Source organism: Kitasatospora sp. NPDC053057, from assembly GCF_044546945.1.
Taxonomy (GTDB): Bacteria; Actinomycetota; Actinomycetes; order Streptomycetales; family Streptomycetaceae; genus Kitasatospora.
This window is the reverse complement of the sequence record NZ_JBITZP010000044.1, coordinates 47,291-63,696: the sequence shown is the minus strand read 5'-3', so window position 1 is coordinate 63,696 and position 16,406 is coordinate 47,291. Positions and strand designations below refer to the sequence as shown.

The 16,406-nt window shown below is 72.2% G+C and carries 16 protein-coding genes; 4 read left to right on the top strand and 12 right to left on the bottom strand.

Going from position 1 to position 16,406, the window contains the following annotated elements:
• Positions 1-232, top strand: a 232-nt coding sequence (locus tag ACIG5E_RS32555; RefSeq protein WP_396539603.1) for a hypothetical protein, incomplete at its 5' end; no start/stop codon positions are given.
• Positions 233-455: 223 nt separating this feature from the next.
• Here the strand turns inward: ACIG5E_RS32555 and tyrS are convergent.
• Positions 456-1,724: a tyrosine--tRNA ligase gene (gene tyrS, locus ACIG5E_RS32550; protein WP_396539607.1), complete on the bottom strand. Its 1,269-nt coding sequence runs from the start codon at positions 1,722-1,724 to the stop codon at positions 456-458.
• 294 nt (positions 1,725-2,018) lie between these two features.
• On the opposite strand from tyrS, the gene ACIG5E_RS32545 reads away from it, so the two are divergent.
• A complete protein-coding gene (locus tag ACIG5E_RS32545; protein ID WP_396539601.1) occupies positions 2,019-2,549 on the top strand; it encodes an HNH endonuclease in 531 nt (176 codons plus the stop codon).
• An 86-nt stretch (positions 2,550-2,635) separates the two neighbouring features.
• On the opposite strand, the gene ACIG5E_RS32540 is transcribed toward ACIG5E_RS32545, so the two are convergent.
• The 7 genes from ACIG5E_RS32540 to ACIG5E_RS32510 form a co-directional block, all read right to left on the bottom strand.
• A complete protein-coding gene (locus tag ACIG5E_RS32540; protein WP_396539599.1) occupies positions 2,636-4,654 on the bottom strand; it encodes a PQQ-binding-like beta-propeller repeat protein in 2,019 nt (672 codons plus the stop codon).
• Between the two features lie 110 nt (positions 4,655-4,764).
• Positions 4,765-5,070: a 4a-hydroxytetrahydrobiopterin dehydratase gene (locus ACIG5E_RS32535; RefSeq protein WP_396539597.1), complete on the bottom strand. Its 306-nt coding sequence runs from the start codon at positions 5,068-5,070 to the stop codon at positions 4,765-4,767.
• Between the two features lie 44 nt (positions 5,071-5,114).
• Complete coding sequence (locus ACIG5E_RS32530; RefSeq protein WP_396539595.1) at positions 5,115-5,294, bottom strand: DUF1272 domain-containing protein; 180 nt, start codon at positions 5,292-5,294, stop codon at positions 5,115-5,117.
• Positions 5,295-5,356: 62 nt separating this feature from the next.
• On the bottom strand, positions 5,357-6,115 hold the full coding sequence (locus tag ACIG5E_RS32525; RefSeq protein WP_396539593.1) for a sulfite exporter TauE/SafE family protein: 759 nt from the start codon (positions 6,113-6,115) through the stop codon (positions 5,357-5,359).
• Positions 6,116-6,315: 200 nt separating this feature from the next.
• Entirely contained in the window at positions 6,316-7,368 is a 1,053-nt protein-coding gene (locus tag ACIG5E_RS32520) for an SPFH domain-containing protein (RefSeq protein WP_396539591.1), read from the bottom strand.
• Between the two features lie 10 nt (positions 7,369-7,378).
• Complete coding sequence (locus tag ACIG5E_RS32515) at positions 7,379-7,801, bottom strand: NfeD family protein (protein WP_396539589.1); 423 nt, start codon at positions 7,799-7,801, stop codon at positions 7,379-7,381.
• Positions 7,802-7,920: 119 nt separating this feature from the next.
• Positions 7,921-8,712 (bottom strand): ABC transporter ATP-binding protein, encoded by a 792-nt coding sequence (locus ACIG5E_RS32510; RefSeq protein WP_396239517.1) that lies wholly within the window; start codon positions 8,710-8,712, stop codon positions 7,921-7,923.
• A 149-nt stretch (positions 8,713-8,861) separates the two neighbouring features.
• Here ACIG5E_RS32510 and ACIG5E_RS32505 point away from each other — a divergent pair, with 149 nt between their 5' ends.
• Complete coding sequence (locus ACIG5E_RS32505) at positions 8,862-9,665, top strand: hypothetical protein (protein ID WP_396539586.1); 804 nt, start codon at positions 8,862-8,864, stop codon at positions 9,663-9,665.
• Here the strand turns inward: ACIG5E_RS32505 and ACIG5E_RS32500 are convergent.
• The 3 genes from ACIG5E_RS32500 to ACIG5E_RS32490 form a co-directional block, all read right to left on the bottom strand.
• Entirely contained in the window at positions 9,662-10,318 is a 657-nt protein-coding gene (locus ACIG5E_RS32500) for a response regulator (RefSeq protein ID WP_396539584.1), read from the bottom strand. The genes ACIG5E_RS32505 and ACIG5E_RS32500 overlap by 4 nt on opposite strands.
• Positions 10,311-11,507: a GAF domain-containing sensor histidine kinase gene (locus ACIG5E_RS32495; RefSeq protein ID WP_396539582.1), complete on the bottom strand. Its 1,197-nt coding sequence runs from the start codon at positions 11,505-11,507 to the stop codon at positions 10,311-10,313. The genes ACIG5E_RS32500 and ACIG5E_RS32495 overlap by 8 nt, the downstream gene beginning before the upstream one ends.
• A 169-nt stretch (positions 11,508-11,676) precedes the next feature.
• The gene (locus ACIG5E_RS32490) at positions 11,677-14,271 is read right to left on the bottom strand and encodes an FHA domain-containing protein (RefSeq protein WP_396539580.1); all 2,595 of its coding nucleotides are present in this window, start codon (positions 14,269-14,271) and stop codon (positions 11,677-11,679) included.
• Positions 14,272-14,505: 234 nt separating this feature from the next.
• Here ACIG5E_RS32490 and serB point away from each other — a divergent pair, with 234 nt between their 5' ends.
• Positions 14,506-15,753 carry a phosphoserine phosphatase SerB gene (gene serB, locus ACIG5E_RS32485; protein WP_396539578.1) on the top strand — a complete coding sequence of 416 codons (1,248 nt, stop codon included), beginning with the start codon at positions 14,506-14,508 and terminating at the stop codon, positions 15,751-15,753.
• Positions 15,754-15,819: 66 nt separating this feature from the next.
• Here serB and ACIG5E_RS32480 read toward each other — a convergent pair whose 3' ends face one another.
• On the bottom strand, positions 15,820-16,347 hold the full coding sequence (locus tag ACIG5E_RS32480) for a SixA phosphatase family protein (RefSeq protein WP_396539576.1): 528 nt from the start codon (positions 16,345-16,347) through the stop codon (positions 15,820-15,822).
• Between the last annotated feature and the right edge of the window lie 59 nt (positions 16,348-16,406).

Genomic DNA, 16,406 nt, shown 5'->3' with positions numbered 1-16,406 from the left:
CTTTTGGCACGCTGTTGAGTTCTCAAGGAACGGACGCTTCCTTCGGACCGCCTTCCAGCGGGCCCTCCGGGCGCTTCGTTCTTTCGTGTTTCCAGTTTACCAGATGTTTTCCGCTCCGTTTTCCGGAGTTTCATTCATCCGATTTCCCGAACTGGCCGGGGCCGCTTTCTGCGACGACCACCACGTTAGCGCATTTCGAGAGTTAATCGAAATTCACACTCACACCTATTGACGGCAATGCCGACCAACCCAAATGGATGGGCTTCGAGGTGTGAGGGTGGGTCCTGCTGAGTGGGGTGGCCGCTCCAGCGACTCGTTCAACACTAGGCCACCTGGAGGACATCGTCAAACGTCGAGGGCCGGATCTGTCCAGATCCGGCCCTCAGGGCTCAAAGCCGCAGCTCAGAGCGGGTGCGCTTTCAGCCAGTTGATCAACTGGCAGGTCGGCAGACCGGTCAGCCGGCCGACACCAGGTCCGCTGCCGCCAGGTTGCGCTTGCCACGGCGCAGCACCAGCCAGCGGCCGTGCAGCAGGTCGGCCTCGGTCGGTACCGCCTCCTCGTCCGTCACCTTGACGTTGTTGAGGTAGGCACCGCCCTCCTTGATCGTCCGGCGGGCGGCCGAGCGGCTCGGCGCCAGGCCGACGGCGACCAGCAGGTCGACCACCGGCTGGAGTTCGGCGACCTCGGCCTTCGGGACCTCGGCCAGGGCCGCGGCCAGGGTCGGGGCCTCCAGGTCGGCCAGGTCGCCCTGCCCGAACAGCGCCTTGGACGCGGCGACCGCGCGCTCGTACTGCTCGGCGCCGTGCACCAGCGTGGTGAGCTCCTCGGCCAGGGCGCGCTGGGCGAGCCGGGCGGCGGGGCGCTCGGTGGTCTCGCGCTCCAGCTCCTCGATCTCCTCCTTCGAGCGGAAGCTGAAGATCCGCAGGAAGTTGGAGACGTCCCGGTCGTCCGCGTTCAGCCAGAACTGGTAGAAGGCGTACGGGGTGGTGAGCTCGGGGTCGAGCCAGACCGTGCCGGACTCCGTCTTGCCGAACTTGGTGCCGTCGGCCTTGACGATCAGCGGAGTGGCCAGTGCGTGGACGGACTTGCCGTCGGCCTTGCGGATCAGATCCGTGCCGGCGGTGAGGTTGCCCCACTGGTCGCTGCCGCCGGTCTGCAGGGTGCAGCCGTAGCGGCGGTTCAGCTCCAGGTAGTCCATGCCCTGGAGGATCTGGTAGCTGAACTCGGTGTAGCTGATGCCCGCGTCGGAGTTCAGCCGTCGGGCGACGGCCTCCTTGGCGATCATGTTGTTGACGCGGAAGTACTTGCCGACGTCGCGCAGCAGGCTGATGGCCGACATCCCGGAGGTCCAGTCCAGGTTGTTGACCATGCGGGCCGCGTACGGGCCCTCGAAGTCGAGGAAGCGCGAGATCTGGCCGCGCAGGCGCTCGACCCAGCCGGCCACCGTCTCGGGGTCGTTGAGCACGCGCTCGGCAGTGGGCTTCGGGTCGCCGATCAGGCCCGTGGCGCCGCCGACCAGGCCGAGCGGGAGGTTCCCCGCCTGCTGGATGCGACGCATGGTGAGGATCTGCACCAGGTTGCCGAGGTGCAGGCTGGGGGCCGTCGGGTCGAAGCCGCAATAGAACGTGACCGGGCCGTCCGCGAACGCCTTGCGCAGTGCGTCCTCGTCGGTGGACAGGGCGATCAGCCCACGCCACCGCAGCTCGTCGACGATGTCCGTCACGGTCACGCTTCTCCTTCGATCGGGCGTCCGCCCGCTGTCGGCCCGGTTCGGTCGGGCCCCGGGGTCGGTACGACTCCAGCCTGATAGAGCCTACGCGGTTCCGGCCAGCGAGTTTTCCCCGAGGCACCGGGTCGGACCGGCGGGCCCGCTCCCCCGGGCTCCTCCCCGATACCGGAAATTCCGTTGTTAGTCGGCTGCGGGCCCATTCAGAGTGGGTTCACCGCCGTGCGGCGGCAGTGACGTGTGTGGAGACGGTCGTGCCGCCGTGGCACGCCCGTGGGAAGGGTGTGCCCAGTGCGCAACACGCTGGTTCTGAACGCGAGCTACGAGCCCCTGACGACGGTGTCGCTCCAGCGCGCCGTCGTCCTGGTGCTCCAGGACAAGGCGGTGGTGGAGCAGGCGCACCCGCTGCGCTCGATACGGGGCACGGGCGTGGCCGTCCCGGTGCCACGGGTGATCAGGCTGCAGAGGTACGTGAGAGTGCCGTTCCGACAACAGGCCCCGTGGTCGAGGCGGGGTGTCCTGGCCCGGGACCAGCACCTGTGCGCGTACTGCGGGCGCCGGGCCACCACGGTGGACCACCTGCACCCCAGGTCGCGCGGTGGCGAGGACAGCTGGATGAACACCGTGGCCGCGTGCGCGGAGGACAACCAGCGCAAGGCGGACCGGACTCCGGAACAGGCCGGGATGAAACTGCTGCGGCGGCCGTTCGTGCCGACGCCGCAGGCCACCCTGATGCTGGCGCTCGGCCTGCGCAGCTCGGAGGCCCGCGAGCTCGCCGACTGGCTTCCGGCCGTGCCGGGGCAGCCGCTCACGGCGGCCTAGCCGGGGACGGGCCGGCCAGGGACGGGCCGGCCGGGGACGGGCCGGCCGGGGACGGGCCGGCCGGGGCGGGTCGGCCGGCGCCTGGCTCAGCCCTTCGCCTGGTAGCCCGCCGCCGTGCCGTAGTTGGCCGCGTGCTCGGGCACCACGACCACCTGTCCGCCGCCGATCAGCACCCGCCCGGAGAGCAGCAGCGAGCCGGTGCCGGGCGGGAAGTTGCCGCCGACCGACTCCTGGCCGCCCGCCAGCGGGAAGCGGCCGAGGCGGGCGGGCTGGTCGCGGCGCTCGTCGGCGGCCAGCACCAGCGAGTCACCGTCGATGCCGACCGCCCGGGAGGTGCCCTTGGCGGCGGTCGGCGTCTTCCAGCGCTGCTTGCCGGTGTCCAGGTCGTAGCCGACCACGGACACCGGCCCGCCGCCGTTCGCCGGGGTCGTCGCGGCGACCATCGTGCGGCCCTCGAAGAACACCTCGGGCGTGGCCGAAAACGTTCCGTGGGTGACGTTCAGCCGGCCGGCGTCGGTGACCACGGGGATCTCGACGGCCGGGTCGCCGGCGGCGCCCCAGGCGAACACCCGGTCGTCCTCGGGCTTCCCGCCGGTGGTGAGCACCACGGCCGGTTCGGCGGAGAGCACCGTCACCGTCTTCGGCTGGTTGTTCAGGCCCCGCCACCAGCTGACCTTGCCGTCCGCCGTGTTCAGCGCGACGGCCTGGTCGGCGGGCGTCGAGTCGGCGCAGGAGGAGGCGACCAGCACGGTCTTGCCGCTGACGCCGCCGGACAGGGTGCAGAACTTGCCCTGCCCGGTGTACTGCCAGACGTCCTTCCCGTCGGCCGCCGCCCAGGCCGCCACCCGGTCGTCGCCGACCGCGATCACCATGTCCTCGGTGACGCCGATCCGCGCCGAGTAAGCGCCCTTGGCGTCCGAGAGGTTCTTGGTCCAGGCGGTCTTGCCGGTCTTGGTGTCCACGGCGGCGACCAGGGTGCAGGGGCTCTTCGGGTCCGCCTGCGGCCGGAACAGGGCCGCGCCCAGCCCGGCCTGGTTCACGCCCACCGAGAGCCCGCACGGGACGGCTCCGGCCGCCGGGGGCTCGACCGACCAGGTCGGCTTGCCCGCCGTCCGGTCGTACGCGTGCACGCCGGAGCCGTCGGCGCGGACCACCGCGTCGGCCAGCAGCCAGCTGCCGACCAGCGTGTCGTCGCCCGCCGGCTGCGCGGCGGCGACGGGCTGAGCGGACCAGACCTTGGTGTGCGCCACCGCGAACCCGGGCTCACCGCCGCTGGTCGCGGACGCGCTGCCGCCGCCCTCGGCTCCCACCGTCAGCGCTGCGGTTATCAGCACCCCGAGCGCGGCCACCCCGGCGCCGGCCCGCACCAGCAGGGCCCGCCGGCCGGGCACGTGCTCCCCGGTCAGGACGGCCGCCCGGACCTTGTCCACGAGCGCGGAAGAGGAAGAGGGAGACGAAGAGGAGGTGGAGGTGGAAGTGGAGGAGCCGGAACCGCCGTCACCACCGCGGCCGCCTCGCCGAGCGGCTCGCGAGCGCGCGCCGGGCTCGGCAGGCGCGGCCGCCTCCGCGGTTCCGCCCGTCGGGGGCTCCTCGACGGGCGGCCCGGGCTCCGCCGGGGTCTCCTCGATGTGCACGTAGCCGTCGGCCGAGTACTCGGCGCCCGCCGGGACGTACAGCCCCTCCTCCACCGGCTGGGCCTGCGGCGCGGCGGCGGCGTATGGCTGCTGCCCGTGGTCCGGGTACTGCTGCTGGTACGGCTGGAACTGCTCCTGGCCGGCGTGCGGCCCGTGGCCCTGGTCCTGGAAGCCCTCTCCTGGGAAGCCCTGTCCCTGGAACTGTCCCGGGAAGCCCTGCCCTTGGAACTGTCCCGGGAACTGTCCCTGGTGGAAGCCCTGCCCCTGGACGTAGGCGCCCTCGACGTACCCCGTCTGCCCGTAACCGCCCTGCTGGTCGTACGGGATCCGGTCGTACTGCCACTGCCCGGGCGGCTCCGGCTGCTGCCACTGTGCCTGCTGCGGGTCGTAGTACCCCTGCCAGTCCTGCCCGCCCTGGGGATGCCACGGCTGCTGCTGGGCATGGGCGTCTCCGAAGGGGTCCTGTGCCACCGTTCCGTCCCTCCCAGCCCCCCAGCCGGCCTGCCGATTGCGGCAGTCAGCATCTCACGCCCGCCCGGGCCCCCCACCCGGGCCCTCGACGCGGTGGCGGGGGCCGGGCCTCAGGCGGCCGACTCGGCGCGCAGGGCCTCGTCGATGCGGGCGGCGAGGGTGAAGTCCAGGCCGGTGAGCCCGCCCTCGCTGTGGGTGGACAGCACGAAGCGCAGGGTGCGCCAGCGGATGTCGATGTCGGGGTGGTGGTCGAGCTCCTCGGCCTGCTCGGCGACGGCGACGACCACCCGGATCGCGGCCGGGAAGTCGGGGGCGTCGGCGCTGCGGACGATGCTGTCGCCGTCCCGGCTCCACAGCGGCACGTCCGCCAGCGCCGCCCCGATCTCGTCCTCGCTCAGTCGTGCCCTGCTGCTCATCGGTGCGCTCCGGGTCTCGTCGGTGGGTGCCGGTGGGGTGCCGGTCAGGCGGCCTTCCGACGCGGACGGGTCACCAGTTCGCCGCCGCAGTTGGGGCAGTTGGCCGCCATGGCCTCGGTGCAGTCCGCGCAGAAGGTGCACTCGTAGGAACATATCGAGGCGGGGCTGTCGGCGGTCAGCGACACCTCGCAGCGCTCGCAGGTCTCACGCATCTCCAGGGCCATGGCCTGTTCCTCCCATGTGGGTACGGTCCGATGAACGGTCAGACATACGGTCTGACCGTCGTTCAACTCAGCAAAAGCTTGGTGACGGCCGCCAGCCCGACCACCACGATGACCGCGCGCAGCGCGGCCGGCGGCAGGCGGCGGCCGACCTTGGCGCCGAGCAGGCCGCCGACCAGCGAGCCCGCCGCGATCAGCCCGGCAGCCGTCCAGTTCACCGTCGAGGTGAACAGGAAGAACAGTGCGGCGACCCCGTTGACGATCATCGCCAGGGCGTTCTTCACCGCGTTGATCCGCTGCAGGTCCTCCTGGAGCATCATGCCCATCAGCGCCATCAGCAGGACGCCCTGCGCGGCGCCGAAGTAGCCGCCGTAGATGCCGGTGAGGAACACCCCGGCCAGCAGCACCAGGCTGCCGTCCGGGTCGCCGTCGGCCCGGCGGCGGGCCGCGACGGCCTTGGCCACCCGGGGCTGGATCACCACCAGGACGAGGGCGAGCAGGATCAGCGCCGGGACGATCGCGTCGAAGGCGCCGCTCGGCAGCTTGATCAGCAGCAGCGCGCCGAGCAGCCCGCCGAGCAGCGAGGCCGTGCCCATCCGCCGCAGTCGGCGGCCCTGGCCGACCAGCTCGCGGCGGTAGCCGATCACGCCGCTGAGCGAGCCGGGCACCAGGCCGAAGGAGTTGGAGACGTTGGCGGTCACCGGCGGGATGCCGACGGCGAGCAGCACCGGGAAGGTGATCAGGGTGCCGGAGCCGACGATCACGTTGATCATCCCGGCACCGACGCCGGCCACCAGGACGGCGATCGCCTCCCAGAGCGTCACGGGTCACCTCTCCTCGCGGTCCTGTCCGAGGGGATCATGCCGGACCCCGCCCCGGCAGGACCAGGCCCGCCCAGGATTCGGGACGTACGCCACACCGCCGGGCGCGAACCAGGAGAACGCCGAGGGCCCGCCACCACCAGGCAGCGGGCCCCGACCGGAGGAACCGGACCGATCACTCCGGACCGATCACTCCGGGTCGATCACTCCGGGTCGATCTTGCGGTACTCCTGCGCCGGGTCCACCCGGGGACGGGCTGCGCCCTTCTCGACGTCCACCGGCCGCGGCCCGGCCGCCGGGTCGAGCGGCACCTGGGTGGCCGCCGGGGGCGCCTGAGGGACGCTCGGCGCCGCCACCGCGCCGCCGTTCATCCCGCCGCCGTTGCCGGTCAGGCCGGTGAAGGCGCCGCCGAGGCCCTTGAGCGCGTCGCCCACCTCGCTGGGGATGATCCAGAGCTTGTTGGAGTCGCCCTTGGCCAGCTCGGGCAGGGTCTGCAGGTACTGGTAGGCGAGCAGCTTCTGGTCGGCGTCGCCGTCGTGGATGGCCTCGAAGACCGTCCGGATCGCGGCGGCCTCACCGTCGGCGCGCAGCACCGCGGCCTGCGCCTCACCCTCGGCCCGGAGCACGTCCGCCTGCTTCTCACCCTCGGCCTTGAGGATCTGCGCCTGGCGCTGGCCCTCGGCGGTGAGGATCGCGGCGCGCTTGTCACGGTCGGCGCGCATCTGCTTCTCCATCGAGTCCTGGATGGAGGTCGGCGGCTCGATCGCCTTCAGCTCGACGCGGTTGACCCGGATGCCCCACTTGCCGGTGGCCTCGTCCAGCACCCCGCGCAGACCGGCGTTGATGACCTCGCGCGAGGTCAGGGTGGACTCGAGGTCCATCGAGCCGATGATGTTGCGCAGCGTGGTGACGGTCAGCTGCTCGATGGCCTGGATGTAGCTGGCGACCTCGTAGGTGGCCGCCCGGGCGTCGGTGACCTGGTAGTAGATGACGGTGTCGATGTTGACCACCAGGTTGTCCTGGGTGATCACCGGCTGCGGCGGGAACGGCACGACCTGCTCACGCAGGTCGATGCGGTTGCGGACCCGGTCGATGAACGGGACGACGATGTTCAGCCCTGCGTTGAGCGTCCGGGTGTAGCGGCCGAAGCGCTCCACGATCGCGGCGCTGGCCTGCGGGATGACCTGGATCGTCTTGATCAGCGCGATGAAGGCCACCACGACCAGGACGACCAAAACGATAAGGACGGGTTCCACGGACTCTCCCCTAGACGACCAGGGCGGTCGCGCCCTGGATTTCGACGACGTCGACCTGCTGCCCGGGCTGGTAGACCTGGTCCGGGTGGAGCGCGCGGGCCGACCAGATCTCGCCGTTGAGCTTGATCCGTCCGCCCTCCCCGTCGACGGTTTCCGCGACGACCGCGGTGGCGCCCTGGAGCGCCTCGATGCCCATCTTGATCTGCGGGCCCCGCCGCAGCTGCCGGTAGGCGATCGGACGGACGAAGGCCACCAGCGCGACCGAGACCACCAGGAAGGTCACGGCCTGAAGGACCACTCCCGCGCCCAGTCCGGCGGCACCGGCGGCCGCCAGCGCACCGACGGCGAACATGGCGAACTCCGGCATCGCGGTGAGCACCAGCGGTATGCCGAGGGCTGCGGCGGCCAGGAGCCACCAGATCCAGCTGTCCACGTGTCCATCCTAGGGAGCGAAGGGCTTCGAGGCGGACAGTTCCCGCAGGTCGAGGGGCGGAAACCGGTCGCACGTGCGACCGGTTCCGACGGGCCTTCGCGAGGTGAACGGACGGGGGGTCAGCCCAGCGGCAGACCCTGCGCCGACCAGCGGTCGCCGTGGCGCTCCAGGGTCAGCGGCAGGCCGAAGCACTTGGAGAGGTTACGGGCGGTCAGCTCGGTGTCGATCGGGCCGGCGGTGAGCACCTTGCCCTGGCGGATCATCAGCACGTGGGTGAAGCCGGGGGCGATCTCCTCGACGTGGTGGGTGACCATCGCCATGGCCGGCGCGAACTCGTCCTGGGCGAGCGCGCCGAGCCGGCGGACCAGGTCCTCCCGGCCGCCGAGGTCCAGACCGGCCGCGGGCTCGTCGAGCAGCAGCAGCTCGGGGTCGGTCATCAGCGCGCGGGCGATCAGGGTGCGCTTGCGCTCGCCCTCGGAGAGGGTGCCGAACTTGCGGCCGGTGAGGTTGGCCATGCCCATGCGGTCGAGCAGGGCGAGGGCGCGGCCCTCGTCGGACTGCTCGTAGGTCTCCTGCCAGCTGACCGTCATGCCGTAGGCGGCGGTGAGCACGGTCTGCAGCACGGTCTGCTCGGCCGGCAGCTTGTCGAACATCGAGGCGCCGGCCAGGCCGATCCGGGAGCGCAGCTCGAAGACGTCGATCTCGTCCAGCTTCTCGCCCAGCACCGAGACCTTGCCCGAGGTCGGGAACAGGTACGAGGAGGCGATCTGCAGCAGGGTGGTCTTGCCGGCGCCGTTCGGTCCCAGGATGACCCAGCGCTCACCCTCGGAGATGGACCACGAGACCTGGTCGACCAGCGCGCGCCCCTCCCGGACCACGGATACGTCCACCAGCTCCAGCACGTCGCTCATGCCTACGCCTTCCCCAAATACAAAAATGTCGGCCGTCGGTGCGGGCGGCGAGCCTACTCCGGCGGCCGGTGGGCACGGGGTGGGTGCGCCGCACGCGCATGGGCAAACCTACGCCACGCGGATGACCGCCGATTCCGTAGGCTGGCTGGATGCTCGCGACTCCTGCCGACAATCCGTACGAAGAGCCCCGTTCGGGGCGGCTGACCGCCTGGGGCAACGCCCTGCTGAGCGGCCTGGTGCCGCCCGACAACGCCGCCGCGGCCGTGCTGGGCGCCGACGAGGGCCACCGGGTGACCGGGCTGCCCGGGGACGCTCCGGGCGAGCAGCACGGGCTGACCTGGGCGCTCGGCCGGCTGCGGGTGCTGGGCGTGAAGGGCCTGCGCCTGGCGCTGCCCTCGGCCGGCCACCCGCTGGGGCTGACCGGCCCGGCGGCCTTCAACGAGCGCGCCATGGCGGCGGGCGAGGCGGTGCTCGCGGTGGGCGTACCGCTCGGCCTGGTGCCGGAGGTCACCGTGTACGGCCCGGAGGGGGACCGCTCGGCCACCGTGCTGTGGCGCTGCGCCGAGGTCAACGACACCCCGCCGGCCGACGTGCCCTCGCTGCCCGAGGCCGAGCGCGAGCTGACGGAGGGGCTGCGCGAGGCCACCGTGCTGCTCACCCGGCTGGACGTGGCGGGCGCCGGCCCGGAGGCGCTGCGCGCCCTGGAGGCGTACCGCCGGCGCGGCCACACCGAGCTGCTCGCCCCCGGCTACCCGCCGCGCGCCGTGCGAGTGCTGGAGTCGGCCCGTCAGGTGTCCGCCCTGCTGGCGATCGCCTCGGGCGGCCACGGCGCGGCCGTGAGCGCCTCCGAGATGGCCGCCCGCCAGTCCGTGCTGGCCCCGCTGCGGCGCACCACCCGCCGCGCTCAGGTGGCGGCCTACAACGCCCTGGTGGACGAACGCGAGGACGGCTAGGACTCGCGGGTCTCGCCGTTGCGGACGGCCCACAGCGCGGCCTGGGTGCGGTCGGCGAGGTCCAGCTTCATCAGGATGTTGGACACGTGGGTCTTCACCGTCTTCTCCGACAGGTGCAGGCTGCGGGCGATCTCCCGGTTGGAGCGGCCGTCGGCGATGTGGCCGAGCACCTCGCGCTCGCGCTCGGTGAGGGTGCCCCCGCGGCCCTGCGGGGCGCGCGGGCCCTCGTCGGCGAGCAGCGCCTCGGCCAGTTCGGGCTGGAGCAGCACGTGACCGGCGTGCACCGAGCGGATCGCCCCGGCCAGCGCCTCCGGGTCCACGTCCTTGTAGACGTACCCGGCGGCGCCGGCCCGCAGCGCGGGGACCATGGTGCGGTGCTCGGTGAAGCTGGTGACGATCAGGATCCGGGCCCGGCTGCCCTCGCCCTTGAGCGTGCGCAGCGCCTCGATGCCGTCGACGCCGGGCATCTTAAGGTCCATCAGGATGACGTCCGGGTCGAGTTCGCGGGCGCGGTCGACGCCCTCGGCCCCGTCGGCGGCCTCCCCGACCACCTCGATGTCGTCCTGGACCTCCAGGAAGGTGCGCAGCCCGCGGCGGACCACCTGGTGGTCGTCGACCAGCAGGACGCGGATCGACGGCGTGCTCTCAGGCACCGGGGACCTCCATCTCGACGAGCGTCCCCTTGCCGGGGGCGGACTCCAGGGTGAGCGTGCCGCCGACGGCGGCCGCGCGGTCGCGCATCGAGGCCAGGCCGAGGTGTCGGCCGGCCCGGCGGACGGAATCGGGGTCGAAGCCGCGCCCGTCGTCGCGCACCCGCAGCACGGCGCCGCGGGCGGGAGTGCCGGCCAGGGTGACGGTGACCCGGCCGGCACCGGAGTGGCGCAGCGCGTTGTGCAGCGCCTCCTGGGCGACCCGCAGCAGCGCGGCCTCCTGGGCGGGCGGCAGGGCCCGGACGCCGTCGGCCGCGAAGGCGAGGTCGGCGGTGTGCGCGCGGTCGAGGACCTGCACCTGGGAGGCGAGGGTGGCGCTCAGCCCGTCCTCCTCCAGGGCGGCGGGGCGCAGTTCGACCACCACCGCGCGCAGTTCGTCGGCGGCCTCGGCGGCGAGCCGGGCGACCTCGGCGAGTTCGGCGCGGGCGCGGGCCGGGTCGCGGTCGACGAGCTTGGCGGCGGCCTTGGCGGTCAGCCGCAGCGAGAAGAGCTTCTGCGAGACGGCGTCGTGCAGGTCGTGGGCGATCCGGGCGCGCTCGCCGGCCAGGGTGAGTTCGCGGCTGCGTTCGTACAGGCGGGCGTTGGACAGGGCGAGGGCGGCGTGCGCGGCGAGGATCCGCAACAGTTCCTCGTCGTGGTCGGTGAACAGGCCGCCGCCGCGCTTGTTGGCGAGGAAGATGACGCCCATCACCTGCGGTTCGTCCTCGGCGGCGTCGGTGTCCAGGACGGGCATGCCGAGGAAGGCGTCCATCTCGGGGTGGGCGGCGGGCCAGCCCTCGAAGGCGGGGGCCTTGCGGACGTCGACGAGGCGGGTGGGGCCGGTCTCGTGCAGGAGTTCGGCGAGCACGCCGTGCTGACGGGGCAGCGGGCCGATCGCCCGCCACTGCTCGTCGGTGACGCCGTCGACCACGAACTGGGCGAAGCCGCCGTGGTCGTCGGGCACGCCGAGGGCCGCGTACTCGGCGTCGAGCAGGTCGCGGGCGGAGGCGGTGATGCGGCGCAGCACCTCGCGCACCTCCAGGTGCCGGCTCATCGCGAGCAGGGCTTGGCTGACGGCTTCGATGCCGGCCAGCGGGTCGCAGGCGGTGGGCGGGCCGTCGGGGGTCCGGTGGTCACCGGTGGTGCTGGGCATACCGCCAAACTACCGCCGTCGCGGGGGCGTCCGCGTCCGTCCCCGGCCGTCCCGGACGCAGGTCCGGGGACCTAGGACCGGCGTCCCCCGGCCCCCGGTCCACGGCCGACGGGACCACGAAGGGCGGCCCTCCCCTCGCGGGGAGAGCCGCCCTGTGCGGCGAGGGGTGTCAGCCCTTCTGCATGACCTCCGGCTCGTGCCGGCGCTGCAGCCGGGTCACGATCACGCCGATCACGATCGAGATGACGACCAGCACGCTCGCGTCGATCGCCCACTGGGCGACGGAGTGCTTCCACAGCGGGTCGTAGTTCGGGTGCTGGAAGTCCTTGTTCCAGGGGCCCATGAGCTCCGACAGGTTGAGCGTGGTGGAGACGATGCCGGTGCCCCAGCGGGCGGGCATCAGCCAGGCGACCTGCTCCAGGCCGGGCTTGCCGAAGATCTGGAACAGGCAGCCGGTGAAGACGACCTGGACGATGGCGAACATGACCAGCAGCGGCATGGTCTTCTCGGCGGTCTTCACCAGCGCGGAGATCATCAGGCCGAACATCATCGCGGCGAAGCTCAGCAGGATCATGCCGATGGTCATCTCGATCATCGGCATGTTCTGGACGATCAGGCCGTGCTCGGGGAGCTTGCGGGGCAGGAAGCCGACCGCGGAGATGATCGCGCCCTGGATCACGGAGAAGATGCCCAGCACGATGATCTTGGACATCATGTACGCCGAGCGGGACAGGCCGGTGGCCCGTTCCCGTTCGTAGATCGCCCGTTCCTTGATCAGCTCGCGGACCGAGTTGGCCGCTCCGGAGAAGCAGGCGCCGATCGCCAGGATCAGCAGGATCGTCGCGGCCCCGTTGTTGAGGTGGAGCTGCGTCTTCGGGTTGGGTGCGAGCCCCGGTTCGTTGGGGATCAGCACGCTGACCGCGCCGATGACCGCGGGCAGCAGCACCGACAGCGCCAGGAAGCCGCGGTCGGAGGCGAGCACCGACATGTAGCGGCGCATCAGCGTCCACAGCTGCGAGCCCCAGCTCTGCGGCTTGGGCGGCTTGATGGCCTCCTGGGCGACCTGGACGTGCTGCACCTCGCCCGCCTCGACGGTCGGGGCGGAGTACTGCTGGTAGTGCACCGAACCGCGGTAGCGGCCGGCCCAGTCGTGGTCCGGGTAGTTCTCGAAGGCCTGGAAGACGTCCGCCCAGGTCTCGTACCCGAAGAAGTGCAGGGCCTCGTCCGGCGGGCCGAAGTAGGCCACCGAGCCGCCCGGCGCCATCACCAACAGCCGGTCGCAGAGCGCGAGTTCGGCCACCGAGTGGGTGACGACCAGGATCGTGCGGCCGTCGTCGGCGAGGCCGCGCAGCATCTGCATGACCTCGCGGTCCATGCCCGGGTCGAGGCCCGAGGTGGGCTCGTCCAGGAAGATCAGCGAGGGCTTGGTGAGCAGCTCCAGCGCGACCGAGACGCGCTTCTGCTGGCCGCCGGAGAGCGCGGTGATCTTGTTGTCGGCGCGCTTGTCCAGGCGCAGCTCGTAGAGCACCTCGTCGATCCGGGCGTCGCGCTCGCGGGCCTCGGTGTCGCCGGGGAAGCGCAGCCGGGCCGCGTACTTGAGGCCCTTCCGGACGGTGAGTTCGCGGTGCAGGATCTCCGACTGCGGCACCAGGCCGATGCGGGAGCGCAGTTCGGCGAACTGCTTGTAGAGGTTGCGGCCGTCGTACAGCACCTCGCCGCGGTCGGCCGGGCGGTAGCCGGTGAGGGCGCGCAGCAGGGTCGACTTGCCGGAGCCGGACGGGCCGATGACGGCCACCAGGGACTTCTCCGGGACGCCGAAGCTGACGTCGTTGAGCAGGATCTTCTTGCCGCCCTTGTGCTCGACCTCGACGGTCAGGTGGCGGGCGGAGAAGGAGACCGCACCGGTGTCGACGAACTCCTGCAGCTGGTCCCCGACCAGCACGAAGCTGGAGTGGCCGACGGTCAGCCGGTCCTGCGGGCCCATCAGCTGGCGCTGCACCGGCTGGCCGTTGAGGAAGATGCCGTTGTGGCTGCCGAGGTCGACGATCTCGTAGCGGCCGTCCGGCAGCTGGCGCAGCTCGGCGTGGTGGCGGGAGACCTGGAGGTCGGACACCACGATGTCGTTGTCCAGCGCACGGCCGATCCTGACGGTGCGCATGCCGGCCGTCAGGCTGCGGATCATCGTCGGCTGCGGGCCGCCGCCACCGCCCTGCTGCGGCGGGGCCGTGAAGCCCTGCTGCTGCGGGAACCCGCCGTGCTGCGGCGGCTGCTGGTCCTGCGGCTGCGGCGCGTACGGCTGCTGTTGCGGCACGTACTGCTGCTGGGGCTGGCCCGGCCAGGCCTGCTGCGGCTGCTGGTACGGGTCCTGACCCGGCCACGGCTGCTGCGGCGCGGCCTGCTGGGGCGCCGGGTTGGGGCTGCGGCTGGTGACGGCCTCGTGCACCGGGGAGGGCTGCGGGGCGGCGGCGTGCGCGGGCGCGGAGAAGGCGAGTCGGGGCCCGTTCTCCGGGTTGCCCAGGTTGACGACGCCACCGGGGAACAGCTGGGCCTGCATGGTGCGGGCGCCGGACACGTACGTGCCGTTGGTGCTTCCGTGGTCGTCCAGCTGCCAACCGCTGCCGTTGAAGCTGATGGTCCCGTGCTGCCAGGAGACCCTGGCGTCGTCGAACGGGAAGTCCGACTGCGGGTTGCGTCCGATGGTGTAGGACCGCCCGGGCTCAAGAGTCCGCTGCTGTCCGTTGATCTCAATGACGAGTTGCGGCACTGCTCGCCTGCCCCGCTCTCTCGGTTCCCCCGAATTCGGCCCCCGGCCGGGGTGCGCTGTTCCTCTGACTGACGGGGGAATCATTCCAGCCCGCCGTCCGCCGATGAAAGTCACCCCGGGTGACTGTGACCAGGCTGCTACCCGCGGCCGCCGGACGGGCCCGGCGCGCGCGTGTCCCGCGACGTGGGACGGGTGCCCTCGGCCCGGCGGCCGACGGGTAGCGTTGGAATCACCATGAACGCATCGCCCCTGGCCGCTGAGCCCCTCCCCGCCGCCCAGCCCCGGACCGCGGACGAGCGCACCCTGCTCGTCAAGGTGTTCGGCAAGGACCGCCCCGGCATCACCGCCGGCCTCTTCGCCACCCTGGCCGGCTTCGGCGTCGACGTGATCGACATCGAGCAGGTCGTCACCCGTGGCCGCATCACGCTGTGCGCCCTGGTCACCCCGCCCCACGCGCCCGGCGCCGAGGGCGGCCTGCGGGCCACCGTGCACCGCTGGGCCGACGAGCAGAAGCTGCAGGCCGAGATCCTCTCCGGCATCGGCGACAACCGGCCGCGCCGCGAGGGCCGTTCGCACGTGACGGTGCTCGGCAACCCGCTGACCGCCTCCGCCGTGTCCGCGCTGACCTCCCGGATCACCGCGGCGGGCGGGAACATCGACCGTGTCTTCCGCCTCGCCAAGTACCCGGTGACGGCGGTCGAACTGGCCGTCTCCGGGGTGGCCACCGAGGAGCTGCGGGCCGAGCTGGCCCAGGAGGCGGCCGCCCAGCGGGTGGACGTCGCGGTGGTGGCCGCCGGGCTGGAGCGCCGTGCCAAGCGCCTGATCGTGATGGACGTGGACTCCACGCTGATCCAGGACGAGGTGATCGAGCTGTTCGCCGCCCACGCGGGCTGCGAGGAGCAGGTGGCCGAGGTGACGGCGGCGGCGATGCGCGGCGAGCTGGACTTCGCCGAGTCGCTGCGGGCCCGGGTCGCGCTGCTGGCCGGGCTGGACGCCTCGGTGACGGAGAAGGTCCGCGCGGAGGTCCGGCTCACCCCGGGCGCCCGCACCCTGATCCGTACGCTGCAGCGCCTGGGCTTCCAGGTCGCGGTGGTCTCCGGCGGCTTCACCCAGGTCACCGACCACCTGGTGGACCTGCTGGGGCTGGACTTCGCGGCGGCCAACACCCTGGAGGTGGTGGACGGCCGGTTCACCGGCCGGGTGGTCGGCGAGATCGTGGACCGGGCCGGCAAGGCCCGCTGGCTGGCCCGCTTCGCCGAGCAGGCGAAGGTGCCGCTGGAGCAGACGGTGGCGATCGGCGACGGTGCCAACGACCTGGACATGCTGAACGCGGCCGGGCTCGGGGTGGCCTTCAACGCCAAGCCGGTGGTGCGCGAGGCCGCCGACACCGCGGTGAACGTGCCGTTCCTGGACACCGTGCTCTACCTGCTGGGCATCACCCGCGAGGAGGTCGAGGCGGCCGACGGCCTCCCGATCGAGTAGGTCCTGTGGACGTATGTGAGGGGCGCGCGGATCCGGCCCGCACGCCCCTCACGCATGTTTCAAGAGTCAGTCCTGCGGCGTGTGGTACGAGACCAGCTCGGCCACGCCCGGCTCGACGCCCTTCCAGGAGCCGCTGAAGCTGAGCACCGCGATCGCCGCCGTCGGGAAGCCGCCCAGGCGCAACCGCTCCAGCGCGTCCCGGTCGCCGGCGTCCCCGGCCAGCACCTGGGTCAGGCCCAGCACCCCGGGGTTGTGGCCGACCAGCACCACATCCGCGACATCCTCCGGGGTCTCCTGGAGGACGGTGATGATCTCGCCTGGGCTGGCCTCGTAGATCCGGTCCTCGTACACCGTCTTGCGGGCCCGCTTGGGCAGCTCGTGCGCCGCCAGCTTCCAGGTCTCGCGGGTGCGCAGGGCGGTGGAGCAGAGCACGAATTCGGGGTTGATCCCGGAATCGGCCATCCAGCGTCCTGCGTCCGGGGCCTGGTGGCGGCCCCGGTCGGCCAGCGGCCGCTCATGGTCGTCCACGCCGTTCGGCCAGTCGGCCTTGGCGTGACGGAGAACGATGATCCTGCGGGGCGTGTCGGCGCTCATACCCAGCAAGCTTGGCAGAAAAGCGGCCCGGGGGCGCGACGCGCCCGGCGGCTGCCACC